Origin of the sequence: Chitinophaga arvensicola, from assembly GCF_900110835.1 — a bacterium.
GTDB lineage: Bacteria > Bacteroidota > Bacteroidia > Chitinophagales > Chitinophagaceae > Chitinophaga > Chitinophaga arvensicola.
Window position 1 is genome coordinate 2,531,499 of record NZ_FOJG01000001.1, and the last position, 14,786, is coordinate 2,546,284.

At 46.9% G+C, this 14,786-nt stretch carries 12 protein-coding genes; all 12 read left to right on the plus strand.

The genetic code is table 11. The features are described from left to right. The 12 genes from BMW79_RS10635 to BMW79_RS10690 all read left to right on the plus strand — a co-directional run bounded on the left by BMW79_RS10635 (position 1) and on the right by BMW79_RS10690 (position 14,773). On the plus strand, positions 1-1,311 hold the full coding sequence (locus tag BMW79_RS10635) for a MutS-related protein (RefSeq protein WP_089894307.1): 1,311 nt from the start codon (positions 1-3) through the stop codon (positions 1,309-1,311). Between the two features lie 12 nt (positions 1,312-1,323). Further along, positions 1,324-2,640 (plus strand): MutS-related protein, encoded by a 1,317-nt coding sequence (locus tag BMW79_RS10640; RefSeq protein WP_089894310.1) that lies wholly within the window; start codon positions 1,324-1,326, stop codon positions 2,638-2,640. A 195-nt stretch (positions 2,641-2,835) separates the two neighbouring features. Continuing rightward, on the plus strand, positions 2,836-3,456 hold the full coding sequence (locus BMW79_RS10645; RefSeq protein ID WP_143059123.1) for a hypothetical protein: 621 nt from the start codon (positions 2,836-2,838) through the stop codon (positions 3,454-3,456). 132 nt (positions 3,457-3,588) lie between these two features. Further along, complete coding sequence (locus BMW79_RS10650; protein WP_089894316.1) at positions 3,589-4,380, plus strand: M15 family metallopeptidase; 792 nt, start codon at positions 3,589-3,591, stop codon at positions 4,378-4,380. A gap of 70 nt (positions 4,381-4,450) precedes the next feature. Then, the gene (locus BMW79_RS10655; RefSeq protein ID WP_089894318.1) at positions 4,451-5,080 is read left to right on the plus strand and encodes a DUF6252 family protein; all 630 of its coding nucleotides are present in this window, start codon (positions 4,451-4,453) and stop codon (positions 5,078-5,080) included. A 71-nt stretch (positions 5,081-5,151) separates the two neighbouring features. Next, a complete protein-coding gene (locus BMW79_RS10660; RefSeq protein WP_089894321.1) occupies positions 5,152-5,670 on the plus strand; it encodes a hypothetical protein in 519 nt (172 codons plus the stop codon). Between the two features lie 303 nt (positions 5,671-5,973). Beyond that, on the plus strand, positions 5,974-7,917 hold the full coding sequence (locus BMW79_RS10665) for a tyrosinase family protein (protein ID WP_089894324.1): 1,944 nt from the start codon (positions 5,974-5,976) through the stop codon (positions 7,915-7,917). An 11-nt stretch (positions 7,918-7,928) separates the two neighbouring features. After that, positions 7,929-8,645 (plus strand): hypothetical protein, encoded by a 717-nt coding sequence (locus tag BMW79_RS10670; RefSeq protein WP_089894327.1) that lies wholly within the window; start codon positions 7,929-7,931, stop codon positions 8,643-8,645. 4 nt (positions 8,646-8,649) lie between these two features. Beyond that, positions 8,650-9,774, plus strand: coding sequence for a hypothetical protein (locus BMW79_RS10675; RefSeq protein WP_089894330.1), 1,125 nt, complete (start codon positions 8,650-8,652; stop codon positions 9,772-9,774). Positions 9,775-9,856: 82 nt separating this feature from the next. Continuing rightward, complete coding sequence (locus BMW79_RS10680; protein ID WP_089894333.1) at positions 9,857-10,483, plus strand: RNA polymerase sigma factor; 627 nt, start codon at positions 9,857-9,859, stop codon at positions 10,481-10,483. A gap of 52 nt (positions 10,484-10,535) precedes the next feature. Continuing rightward, positions 10,536-11,468 (plus strand): FecR family protein, encoded by a 933-nt coding sequence (locus tag BMW79_RS10685; protein ID WP_089894337.1) that lies wholly within the window; start codon positions 10,536-10,538, stop codon positions 11,466-11,468. A gap of 68 nt (positions 11,469-11,536) precedes the next feature. Beyond that, entirely contained in the window at positions 11,537-14,773 is a 3,237-nt protein-coding gene (locus BMW79_RS10690) for a TonB-dependent receptor (protein ID WP_089894340.1), read from the plus strand. Positions 14,774-14,786 lie beyond the last annotated feature (13 nt).

The following is a 14,786-nucleotide window of genomic DNA, read 5'->3' on the forward strand; positions in this document are numbered from 1 at the left end:
ATGAACTTAGGTATAGATGAGCAGACAACAGATGATCTCCGGATATTCGGTAAACGTAACGAAGGAGGGATCTACGACCTGTACAACCGCACGTATACAAGGGGAGGAGAGGCCATGCTGAAAACTCTTTTCCAGCGACCTTTGTCGGACCGGGAAGAGATTAACCGCAGAAGCAGCATCATTAAGCATTTTGCTGCCCTGTCGATGGCGTTTCCTTTTGAGGCCGCACTTTTTGACATGGCCGAAAAATACCTGGTAAATGCAGAAGAGCAGGCCAGAAATCCTTCACAACCGGGTAGTCTGGGAGAAAAGGATATTCAGAATGGGGTTACTGCGGTGATAACGCTCCTGCAACAGATGAAGGTGTTTACCGAAACACCGGGAATTATACAGATGGCTGCCTACGAAAAAGAGCGGAAGGCGATTACCTCAATAATAGCGGATCCTGCTTTTGCACCTGCGCTGAGGGAAAGCCTGAAAGGGAAACTGTCCTACACAGCGGTAGCCGCATACGACGTGCTTTTCCGGCTACGGGAATATGCCACTATAAAACAATTACTGGAACAGATTTATTACCTGGATGTATACCTGTCGGTCGCTAAAATAGCAGTGGAAAAGAAATTCATTTTCCCGAAGGCGCTTGAAAAAGGACGGGGGATCTTAAAACTGCAAGGCGTTTATTATCCCGAACTGGTCAATCCGGTAGGCAATGACGTTTTAATGGACACCCATAAAAACCTGATCTTCCTGACCGGTGCAAACATGGCGGGAAAGTCGACCTTCCTGCGATCGGTGAGTACAGCGGTATATGTAGCGCATGTGGGTTTCCCGGTGGCCGCCACCTCCATGGAATTTTCCGTGCTGGATGGTATTTACACTACCATCAACCTGCCCGATAATCTTGGTATTGGCGCCAGTCACTTTTATAATGAGGTATTGCGGGTAAAGAAAATGGCGATAGAACTGAACCAGGGTAAATCCCTGTTCATCGTATTTGATGAGTTGTTTCGCGGTACCAATGTAAAGGATGCCCATGAAGCAACCGTGGAAGTAACGACTGCCTTCGCCAAAAAGAACAACAGCCTGTTTATTATTTCTTCCCATATCGTGGAAGCCGGCGAGGAATTGAAGCGGGAAGCGACTATTGGCTTCCAGTATCTTCCTACACATATGAATGGTCATCAGCCGGTATATACCTATACATTGGAAGAAGGTATTACAGACGACCGGCACGGGATGATCATTATCCGGAATGAAGGCATCCTGGAGACATTGAAAAAGGGACGAAACAAAAAGGTTCACCAGGTATAAATAGATCTCTTCATGAGTTTTAATATAGATAAACAGACGTTGGATGAGTTGAACCTGTTGGGTAAATTCCGGCATGGCTCCGTGTATGCGTTGTTCAACAAAGTAAAAACCAGCGGTGGGGAACGGCTGCTGAACGGGATGTTCAATAACCCGCTGACAGATGCCGCTGCGATCAATGCACGCAGCAAAGTATTCCGCTTTTTCCAGGACGCAAAACTGGTGTTCCCGTTTGATGTGCAGCAGATAGACCTGATGCGTGACTATCTTGATACTGGTACTTCCGGGAACCAGGTAATCGCACTGGCGGATATCGTGGTAAAGAAGCTGTTGGCAGATATTACCCGGGATGAACGCTACAAAAAGAAAATCCAGGGCCTGCAGGCAACGATTGTTACTTTGAACAAGTGTTATACGTTTGTGGAGCATACTTTGCAACAAGACAGTCCCTACGCTGCACGCCTTAAAGCTGCCAAAGAAATCCTGGGTGATAAACGACTGGAGAAGCTGCGGAATATAGATATCTACAAAGCGCTGCCGGTTAAAACGCTGGCGTTTTATGATTACCTGCTCAAGCACGAACTGCGGGAGGAAATGGAACAAATTTCGACCTTTATCAGTGAGCTGGATGTGAATATCGCAGTAGGACATGTGGCACAAACCAAAGGGTTTAGTTATGCCAAAGCGCATCCGCAGGCCGCCAATATTTTAACTGCTGCCGGTTTGCGTCATCCCTGTATCGATGGTGCAGTAGGCAATGCCATATCACTGGACCATCAACAAAACCTGTTGTTTTTAACAGGGGCAAACATGGCCGGAAAGTCGACCTTAATGAAATCGGTGGGAATAGGCATGTACCTGGCACACATGGGATTCCCCGTGGCGGCTTCGGAGATGGAGTTTTCCATCAGGGACGGTATCTATTCTTCCATTAATGTATCGGATAATATCCACCTGGGATACAGCCATTTTTATGCAGAAGTGGTGAGAGTAAAACAGGCGGCAGAAGCTACCGCCAGTGGTCAGAAACTGTTGCTCATGTTTGATGAGCTGTTCAAGGGTACCAATGTAAAAGATGCATATGATGGTACGCTGGCGGTAACAGAGGCTTTCGCGGAGTATAACGACAGCCTGTTTATTGTATCCACCCATATTATTGAAGTGGGCGAAGCATTGAAGCGCTGTGAGAATGTACAATTTGTATACATGCCAACGATCATGGAGGGTACACACCCGCGCTATACTTACCAGCTGAAACAAGGCATTACAGAAGACCGGCAAGGTATGATGATCATCAGGAATGAAGGAATACTGGAATTACTGAGAAATTAACGCACCCATATCGTTGATAAAGTCAAAGCGGCTGCCTCCATTATTTTGGAGGCAGCCGCTTTTTGTGGTGATCAGGCGACAAGAAAAGAAGGACGCGATTTCCAGTTGTGGGAAGAATTTGTATTTTAGTATTCCTTAATCAAAATCTGGTGTGAAATAATCCTTAACCTTTCATGCTGCAACATTAATTCAAATATGAAAACACGTAACCTTCTCGCCCCAATGGTCCTGTTGTCAGGGCTTCTCCTTGTTATGTTCATGCTTTCCTGTGGTAAAGACGGCGCCGTTGGCCCTGCCGGTGCTAACGGCACCAATGGCACCAATGGCGCTGCCGGTCCTGCTGGTCCTGCTGGCCCCGCCGGTCCCAAAGGTGATTCCGGCGCCACCGGCACCGGTTCTGTGATCTATTCCGCATGGCTGGATGTGGCATTTAAGCCGGATACCGTACATCTTGGAAATGGTAAAATTGATACGATAGGCTTCTATGCCATTATTAACGCACCTAAACTCACCCTGGCGTTGTTGAATAGCGCAGATGTAAAAGTATACGTTAACTCCAGCGATGCCAGTGATCCTGTTATTCGTGTGCTGCCTTATTCCGGCAGTTCCGGTCTTCATATCGATATGGTGGCTTATACGCAGCAGATTGAGTTGTATGCCAATGCAGATGTGGGCACTATTGTAGGTAACGGTGGTAAGAAATATCAGCAATACCGCTACATGATCGTGCCCGGTAACTCCCAGGCAAGATCGGCTGCACTTGTAAACTGGTCCGACTATGCCTCCGTAAAAGCTTATCTCGGATTAAAAGATTAAAAAGAAGCAGCTGCCTCGTCATTAAATGAGGCAGCTGCTTCTTTTAGTGCGATATTTGTGCAGTCTGGATAAGTTTGGAGTTGAATTTACCAGGTATTGAAAGGCGCACTATAAAATTTATTAAATAAAACGATGACCATAGCAATCACCCTCTTTCTGCATATACTTTCTGCCGTTTATCCACATCATACTGAGAAAATCAACGTCGCCCCCCGCGCAGACACCATCCCGGCGGGTGCTGCAAAACTTATAAAGAGCTACCCGGATGTTGTAGCCGGTTTTGCGGATAATCACCTGCTTTTTAAAGATCATAGCCGGTTATTGTGGAACGATGGCATTAGCAACAAATCGCCGGAGGAACTCCTGGCTAATCCGGATCTGGAAGATATGTTTTTACAGGTTTACCCGAAGGGCACCTTGCCATCGCCGCCCGCAAAGAACGCCGATCCCGGCAGAACCAGGAACGAACCGTTTTTCACAAAGATGTACGGCGCTTCTGCTGCGGAGGTGAGAAAAAATCTTACCAGCATTACCTGGTGCCCCGATTTGGTTGGCCAGCAAATCATGGTCACAAAAGTCAATGGCGTTGATAAGCAGCTGATGCAGATTTCAAAAGAACTGGATAAGCATCCGGAGTGGAAAGACTATCTGCGCAATATAGGCGGAACATTTGCCTGGCGTGATATCAATGGTACCAACAGGCATAGCATGCACAGTTTTGGTATGACGATCGACATCAACACGAAGTATACAGATTACTGGCAATGGTCCTGCCGGTGTACAAATGAGCAGGCGCGGGTAGTTTATAAAAACAGGATTCCCCAGGGAATCGTCGATATTTTTGAGAAGTATGGATTTATATGGGGCGGCAAATGGTATCATTTTGATACTATGCATTTTGAATACCGGCCGGAATTACTGTAAATTTTTGGAATGGAAGATAATTGGCCCTGCATCAATGGTTATCTTTAGTAAAATTTAATCCCCTTCTGCAATGAAACAACCATTTCTTTTCCGCATTTTCTCTGCTGCAGCATTTATTTGTACCACCCTGTCATTTACCTACTGCAACGGCACTTCGGGTAATACCCCGGATAAGGATAGTATCACATCAGCAAGTGCATCCGGAAATGAACCGGCACCGCAAAAATCAGCCTCCAAAGGCGCTTGCCGCATAGCCGCTAAAATCGGCGACCGGGTACTGGATCAACAGCTGCCACTGGATTGCAGCGCCGGCACACTCACTGCCCAGCATATCGGAGAACAGATGCATATCCTGTATGATGGCGATGAAGGCCAGCCCAATGATGTAGATGGCTTTCAGATCAGGATCCACAAGTTTAACGGACCAGGCACCTACGCCTTTACCAACAACGAAAATGCGATGGCCCTGATATCGGTGAGCGCTACCGAATCTTATCTTACCGGTCCGCTCAAAACAGATGGCACCGTTACAATAGATGAATATAAACCCGGCCGTATCATTAAAGGTCATTTCTCCTTCTCTGTTGCTTCCAATGATCCTGTACAGAAAGTAGTACAGGTAAAAGAAGGTGTTTTTTCCGTGGAAACAGATGACGATGGATCCTGCTGCCAGGTACAGGAGGCTACCCCGCAACCGTAAAGAGGAAATAATAAGGGCGCTGCTGCTTTGGGTAGTAGCCGGCTTTACAATGTTAAACCAGTGCAAACGTTATGATAAAATCCTTATTGCTCTCTTTATCCCTGCTATTATTTACAACGATTACTTTAGCCCAGGACTTCCATGTCCCGGAAAATGTCAATCTGTATACGAAAGAGGATTATGCCAGGTATGAGAAAGACATCATTGCCGCAGCCGGATGGCTGGAATCTACCCCTGTTCTCAATAACGATAAAAAACGTGCTATGGTCAATCTTTTCGTGATGGACTGGATTATGGGTAGTCCAACAATTAATATCGAAATGAGGGGCTTCGTATTGGAAGTTATGAAGAAGAATAGCCAGTTCCCGGTGGTATTTATGGCAGGTTACGCCAGGTATGTGCTGGAGAATAATTACGACAAAAGTGTCCTGAATGGATATGTTGCAGGACTCAAAAGTATCACACATCTCTATAAGCTCAGAGACGGTATCAAAAGAGATAAAAAAATGGAGAAGCTCATAGAAATAGAAGATACGGGTAAATTAAACGAGTGGGTACAGGAAAAGCTTGACAGGCGAAAGAAATCGTAATCCCCGATATAACTACAACGTAATGGTATCCTGCTTTCAATTTCCCATCATCGGGTACTGGAAGCAGGATACCTAACTTTGCGTAACATCTACACACTTTATCACAAGGGTGATTACAGCTGTCTGAAAAAATTTATTCCGCCACAGGTGAGTGTTTTTTAAAAAAAGGAAGTACCCCCGGATGGTAAATTGCCATCCTTATATTAACTTAATAGCTGCAAACTATTCTATCTGTAAACTGACCCCTTAAACGATGACTGCTACCCCAATAGTCAATTTCTTATCTGTAAATACAAAACTGTTATGAGCGAGATCAACCCCGAACTGGCCAAACGTATCTGGGATATTTTTGCCGGTATCAAACCTGTTTTAAGAAGAGAATTTAAAGACAAAATCAAAGCGAACGAAATTGCCCCGGAGCAGGCCATTACGCAATTCAGCCCCTTTAACAGGGAGCATCAGCAATTGGCGGCATCGGTAATAGCTGATTTCGAAAAAGTGTTTGCCGCACAGCCGGATACTACCGCCGCTATCAGCAAAGTGCTGGATGAATTTGAAAACAAAATAGGCCGGCAGCATCCCGATCTGTTGTATTACTCCCTGGAAGTATTTTTAAGTCACCATAACGATGACCTGGATATTATTCTCCCTTCCATTTTTATCCGGGAGCCGGAATCCGTTCAGCCCAGCTCTGACAGCGCTGCAAAGTTTCACCTGCAACTGGCAGTTGGTTCTGCAGAAGAAACGATGATGGATTACTGGCGGGAAGATCCGCTGCTCAACGAACACCATGGACACTGGCATATCGTTTACAACAACCAATACACCAAAAACCGGCAGGGAGAAATGTTTTATTTTATGCACCGGCAGATGCTCGCCCGTTACATGGCGGAACGTTACGGTGTAGGCATCGATGAACTGACCCCATTCAGTGACATGCACGTGCCTATTGAAGTAGGTTATACAGCCGGTCCTGATATCCGGCTGTCTGAACGTTATGGTACCGGAAGACCGGTAAATGCCCCTGTCAAAGAAGAATATGCAGACACCCAGACGCAGTGGCGGCTGATGATAGAAGAAGATATTAACAAAGGGAAATACGACCCTAAAGATCCTTATGATATGGCCGCTGAAATTGCGGCGATGGATAAATTCGCCGGTACCATAGAATCCTCTCCCGCCGGGATACAGGCCCCTTATAACAATTATCACGGATACGGTCATGGCTTTATTGCGTCGGTGAATAACGGGGTAATGGGTGTGCCGGAAACAGCCCTGCGCGATGTTATCTTCTGGAAATGGCATCTGCACATTGATGATCTGTTCGAGCAATGGATGTCGAGACTGAAACCTCATCCCGTTTTTAAAGACATTCCACCGGTGAAAATCAGGAAGAGCGTGGATGCCACCGGTACACCGGATAGTGCAGACCTGATCATCTGTAAAACCAATGAGATTGAAGACTACCATATTGAAGATGGCGCCCTGATAGGCCAGTCAGCATTTGGCGCTAATCTCTGGGATGAAACTTTTCCACAAGGCAGCTATCATTACCAGGCGAGCGATGGAAAAGTGAAGAACATCGCTACCACCGGCACTTTGAATACCTTTACCCGGACGGCTACCATGGAATATGTGACCTCGAAAGGAGAGAAGCGCACTTATAATTATACCTACCTGGCACATGATCCGTTCTGCTATTTTATACGGCTTGAAAATACATCCCTGCAGGCCATGCAATATACCGTGCGACTGTTTATAGTACCGAAAGAATGGTCAGAGAACAACCGCAAATGGATTGAAATGGATAAGTTCCTGGTAGACATGGCTCCCTCTTCCAGGCAGGTGATCTTCCGCGCAGATACCCAGTCGTCTGTTGTTAAAAAGCCGGTAGTGCTCAATCCCGACGAGTACGATAAAGAATTTACACCGGTGGAAATGGAACTGGATGCACAGCGTTGTAAATGTGGCTGGCCTTACCACCTGCTGCTGCCTTTTGGCAGTGATAAAGGCGATGGCATGGCTTACCAGCTGATGGTGATGATAACGGGAAATGACCTGGTAGGCAGGCAACCAGACTGCGGCTCTCTGAGTTTTTGCGGAACAAAGGATAAAATGTATCCGGATAAAAGACCCATGGGCTATCCTTTTAACAGACCTTTTGCCGGCGGAAAGATGCCCATCAACCAGGCTATTATTGATCATGCGCACATGGCGGCAAGGACGCTTTTTATCAAACATATTTAACGCATAAAGTCATGGCACTTGCTGCAAATGTTGAGCTGTACCTGGCGCCGGACTGTCCGCAGGCCGGCGCCATCAGAAGCGCCCTTTCCACAGGCATGCAGAACGCACGGATGGTACCCGACTGGAAAGAATACGGGGACCACCATCCGCATATTCCCCGGTACCTGAAAACATCCGGCAGCTTTCAGTTAGCTATCGCCGGTGAGCCGGTCGTTTTTCCGGAGCAGCCGGATCAATGGGCGGAGATCATTAGCCATAAACTACAGGCTGCCAGTCAGAAGCCGGGGGGAAGAGAACGGCGCGCAAGATGGCAACACCTGGTAAAGCTTCACAGCTCCTTTTGGATCAGTCTTTTTATTGCCTTCTTTCCCAAATGTCCTTTTTGCTGGGCAGCCTATCTAAGTTTTCTGGGAGTGGCCGGAGCAGGCGCCATTCCGTATAAACCCTGGTTTTTACCGCTGGCAATCGTCCTGCTGGCACTTAACCTGGGCGCACTATACCTGTCCAGGAAAAAGCGCCGGCAAGCCCCTTTCTGGATAAGCCTGGCAGGAGCTACGATCATTCTTTTAAACCGGTATTATTTTCAGATGACCCCACTGGTATTTGCCGGTGCAGCACTGTTACTGATAGCCGCTTTGTATAACGCACTGCCACAACGGATGGTCACTTCTCTTAAATTTTATGTGGCCAGGATCATCGCTCCTATACTTAAACCCACAAAAATCTAAAAAGATGCTTTACCTCATTGATTTAGCCAACGAGCTGGGAGCAAGGGAAATTGTTACCAGAACAGAAGAATATCAACAGGTACATCATGTACTGGTAGCAGTAGATCCTCAGTGGATCCACCTCTATAAACTTTACCTGATGGGGGAACCTTTTAAGGGAAAGCAGTATACGGAGGAATACCTGTATTATAAAAATCCCTGGGAATATGCGAAAGAGTATAACAGTTTTCCGGTGCCGGTATATTTTGATATCCACTGGCGTCCGCCAGCAGAAATTTATGACTACGATTCCAATTTAATCATCAAAATTCTCCTGCGTCCGGGAACGGAACCGGTGAATATGGAAGGTATTAATTCCAGGATGAGAATTATCCAGGAACATGCACCGGTAGCGCGTTTTCAGGCCATCAATGCCAAAGATCCCATATCTCCCCTGCAGGGAGGCGTTAGTATCAGCCCCGGCGCCGCTAATGCCGGCACGCTGGGTGGTATACTGAGGGACAGGTATTCATCCGATTACTATGGACTTACCTGTGGGCATGTGGCGCCGGTAAACTTCACAGACGTGGAACATCCTTCTACCCTTGATCATTCCACTACTACCGTGATTGGCAGTACTTACTATGTAGATGTGCCGTCGGTGGCCGCCACCACGCATTGTACGATGTATGACGGCACCACGTTTTTTCACCAGATGGATCTTTCCCTGATTAAACTCAACGCAAAGGCGGATCTCAAAATTATCAACATCGGCCGCCTGGATGGGATAGCTCTTGCCAGGGATCTTTACACGGGAATGTGGGCGGAGTTTAACGGCCGTACTTCGGGACATCGTACCCTGATACTCGGCGCCATCGGTATTACCGGGAAGGTAGACAACGGCAGCGGAAGTGAATGCTGCTTTGAACACCTGGTACAATTACAGGATTATGCTGTGGCCAACCTGAATAAGGTAACACCCACACAGGATGGCGACTCCGGCGCCTGGGTGATAGTAGATACGCCGCAGGGCCGCATGTGGGCCGGCATGGTGATAGGCGGTGATAGAAAACAGGTAGGCTGGTTTATTATGGCGGAGAAAATTACCGATCACCTGAAAAATGCCGGTTTTGAACTGGAAGTAGCCTAGGACGCCAATTCATAAAAGGTTCATCAATGCTTAACGGTTTGGTAATATTGTACGAACTACATTTGCCGGGACATTCCATTACATGAACGCGAGCCTTCAGGATGATATCGACTTGTTGCACCACATCCGGCAAAATGATGCCGGTGCTTTCAGGGAATTATTTGACCGGTACTGGCAGCTGCTCTTTCAGCTGGCTTCCCGTAAAACAGGTCATGCCCAGGATGCAGAAGATATGGTACAGGAACTCTTCATTGAACTATGGCGCAAAAAAGAGCCATTGATCCTGCAGGTGAGCCTTCAAAGCTACCTGGTATCCTGCATCTACCTAAAGATATTTCAATACTTCAGGAAAAAAGGATTCCAGGAAAAACATTACGAAGACTTTGCCCGCTACGAAGCACAGATTAAATTGTCGCCCGAAGCATCCGATCTTACCGACCTTTCTTTTGAAACTGAATACGGCAAACTACAGGACATTATTACGCAAACCATTGCGCTGATGCCGCCGCAAATGCAAACGGTATTTTCCTTAAAACATTACCGGGGACTCACTACCAACGATATTGCCGCCGAATTAAATATTTCTTCCGAATCCGTAAAAACACACCTGAAACTGGGCATGATCCGCCTGCGCAAAGCAGGAGAACAATATCCTGCCGGTGTGGTGCTGTTGCCTGCTTTCTTAACCATCCTGGAGAGTTCATATTAAGTTAACATAAAAGACTTCCCCCATTTTTCCGGTTTGCGCAATTACTATACGTATGGCGCAATATAAAAAACGATTGGATCAACTGTTGCTCAGATTCCTGTACCGGAAGAGCAGTCCGAAAGAAACTTCTTTATTATGGCAATGGCTCTGGCAACTGGATATTCCTGCAGCGCAGACGGATAACCAACAACAGGAACGCCTGTGGGATGCTATTTCCCGGCAAACAGTTACGGCGCCGCCTATACGCAGATCCTTTGTCCGGCCGGCGCTGGTAGCCGCTGCCGCGCTGCTGTTTTGCCTGGCAGCCATTGGCTGGCTGCTGCAAAAGCCTGCTGTACCATCCGTCCGGAGCTATGTGATAAACAGTGATGATCAGCATATGAAGTCCGTTGCTTTACCCGATGGCAGTACGGTAATACTCAACCTCTCGTCTACCCTCACTTATTCATCTGATTATAATAACCGGGAGCGGAAGGTAATGCTAACGGGAGAAGGATACTTTAAAGTAACCACCGATGATCAGCGACCATTTATCGTGCAGTCGGGCGGGCTGGAAACCCGCGTACTCGGTACTGAGTTTAACATGGAGGCACGCAAGGGAGCTGCACAGGTACGGGTGGCACTTACAGCGGGTAAGGTAGCCGTATATCCGGCGGGAAAACCGGAGCAGCAGCTGATATTAAAACCCGGCGAATTGCTGCGTTATGAGCCTGCCAGCGGGAAATTGTCCACCACGGTATTTACCAACGATGTTGCCTGCTGGACCACCGGCGGACTTTCCTTCAATGGCATACCATTATCAGAAGCCATTCAACAGCTGGAAACGCATTATCATATAAGGATACAGTATCAGCCACAACAGCTGGCACATAAAACAGTGACGGCCTCCATGAGTAAAACCAGCTGGCAGAAGGCATTGTCGGCCATCCTGTTTCCACACGACTTAACATACAAAGTAAAGGATCGCATCATCATTGTCCGATAAACACAAAAAAAGGAGGTGCGACCAACACCTCCTATATAATACCTGCATTTAAAAACACAAGTATCAGTATGAATTACAATTTTACCCAAAAAAGGGGAAAGCACAAATGTTGTAGAAAAAAGGGCCGGTTATTTTATTGTTTCCTGCTCACCTTAACACTGTTCCGGTTATCCGCCCGGGCACAATTCAACCAGCTTACAGAGAAAGTAACGGTACACCTGCAGGCCACTTCCGGGCAGCAGGTCATTGAAGCACTCGACAAACAAAGCAGTTATGGATTTACCTATGCCGCAGAACAATTGCGTGCGGTGAATATCCCGGCATTTCATGCCGCCAATATTACTTTGGGAAAAGCTTTGCTCCAACTGCAACAACAGTACGGATTACAGTTTTCCTTACAGGATAAAAACATATCGGTAAAAGGTGGCAAACCCGCACCGGTAAAACAACAACCTGGAAAAGTAACGGGCCGCATCCTGGATGAGGAGAATGGCAAATCACTCATCGGCGCTACGATCCGGATCGGTGAGAAAGGCGCAGTGACTACACCCGACGGCGCTTTCACCATATTACTATCTCCCGGAAATTATGAAGCCATGATCAGCTCCATCGGTTATGGCACCAAAGCTATTACCGGTATCGATGTAAAAGACAACACACCTTTTATACTCAACGTTTCACTCAAAAGAAGCAAAGGCCAGTTACAAAGCGTAGTAGTGAGCGCCAATGCCCGCAAAGAAAGTGTGAATGCGCTCCTGTTGCAACAGAAGAAGGCAGTGGAAATTACCAACGGTATCAGTGCAGAAGAAATATCACGCACGCCGGATAAAAACATTGGTGAAAGTTTGAAACGCATCAGCGGCGTGAGCACCAATGAAAATAAATATGTTATTGTGCGTGGCATCGGCGAACGTTATAATGTCGCTATGCTGGATGGTATTGCTCTTCCCAGCACAGAGGCGCAAAGCCGCAACTTTTCTTTCGACCTCATTCCTTCCAACCTGGTAGATAATGTGATCGTGAGTAAAACCATTACGCCGGATATGACCACCAGCTTCGGGGGCGGTTTGATACAGATCAATACCAAAGATATTCCTGTGGCGAACTTCACGTCCATCAGTGTGGGTACTTCCTATAACGATCAAACAACCGGGAAAGATTTTTATAGCCGCATCAGGGGCAAATATGATTACCTCGGCTTCGATGATGGCCACAGGGGACATTTTCCGGCCAATCTTCGTCCTACGGAAAATATCTATTATCCCGAAGGTAAAATGCCTTTTGATGTGTTTGAACAAAGCCGGGAGTTCAAAAATAATAACAACTTTACTACATACCGCTACAAGGCCATGCCTTCGCAAAATTACCAGTTTACCATCGGCAGGGTACTGGGTCTGGATACTACCAGTCGTAGTAAACTGGGATATACCGGCTCCCTCAGCTATCGCAATACACAAACCACTACCACCCATGAGGATCTCCGCCGTGGCTCGTGGCTTTCTACCAACAACAGCGTAAACAATGCCGGCGCCACCTATAGCTTCGTAACCACTATCGGCGCCTTATTGAATATCGGCTGGCAAACGGGCAACAACCGTTTCAGTTTGCGCAATACTTACACCCGGATGTTTGACAATGCACTGGTAAGAACCTTTGGATATGACAGGGATCAGGGCAGGGAGCATGTAGACGATCCGCCGATGCTCCGGGAAACGGATGATCCTACCTTCCTCGATCTGTTACAACATAAATTGAGCGGACAGCACCTGGCAGGGAAAGTGAAAATAGACTGGAACCTGGCCCGGACATCTATACACCGCAATGAAAAAGACGTGATCTACACACAGGCCCTGCCGGAGAAAGTAGGCGACGGTTATATTTATAGTTATGCTATCGGCAGCAGCACGGAGCCTAAAGAGATACCGATGTCCCGGTCGTATTACCGGAATAATGAAACGCATTATAACTGGGCTGCCAATGCCACGCTGCCTTTCAGGGTTGGCAATATTTTCAGTAACCTGAAAACAGGCTACGCCGGCAACATCAAACAAAGCCGTTTCCGCTGGGAAATAGCACCGGTAACAGGGACCGTTAAAATGGCCGACAGCCTCCATTATCTGCCTGTGGGAGAATGGGGTAATCATATGAATGATTCATCCGGCTTTATGTACGCCATTTCACCTTTCGGGCTGGATTACTATGAAGGCAGAAGTGAATTGCATGCCGGTTTTGTAATGCTGGATCACCAGTTACTGAAAAATCTCCGGCTCGTATGGGGCATGCGGGCAGAATATTATGCCTATAAGGAAATGAATAATCCTTCCAATACGAAGTTAAGTTTTTACGCACCTAAAGAAGATCCGAAATGGCAATGGATGCCTTCTGCCAATCTTACCTGGAATATTCTCCAGGATATCAATGTCCGGGCATCCTGGAGCAATACTGCCGTACGGCCTGAACTGATGGACAACGGCCGGTTTAACCGCTACAGCCCCTATTACGACGGGCAACTGATGACAGGCGGTATCACCTCCACCCGCATCACCAGTTATGATGCAAAGGTGGAATGGTTTCCGGGCGCCGGGGAAATTATTTCAGCAGGTGTTTTCCATAAATACTTTAAGAACCCTGTAGAACTGGTGATCAATGCCAATTCCGGTAATCCCGCCTACGTATTGCAAAATTCACAATGGGCTAAAGTAGATGGTATTGAAATGGAAGCCAGGAAAAATCTCGGTTTTATAGCTCCTGCGGCATGGCTGCAAAATATCACGTTGTTCGGTAACCTGACCCTGCAGCAATCAACGGTACAAAGTGAATATACCATGTTTGATCCCTCCACCAGTAAGGACATTACTTACGTATATCACGCCAAACGTGAATTGTACGGACAGGTACCTTTTTTATTGAATGCGGGTATCACTTATACGGGCAAACACATTGGTTTTAATGTCATTTATAACAAAGCCGGCTATAAAACCAGCCTCGTATCCGATGCACCTACTTTAATGGAGCGCGAAATGCCCCGTGAGCAGCTCGATGCACAAATCAGTTATAGAATGTTCCGCAATAAACTGGAATTGAAATTTAATATGGGCAACCTGCTGAATGGTCCATTCCGATATTACAAAAACCTGAACTCCAGGGAGAAACCTGGCTTTGTGGCGCCTAACGGGCCTTTTGAATGGAACGACCGTTTCGAATGGCTTCCGGGATACAGTGAAAAATATGAACCCGGCGATACCCGTACGTTTACCCGTTTCCTCGGACGCACCTATAGTTTATCCCTGTCTTATAATTTCTAACAAAAAAAAAGAC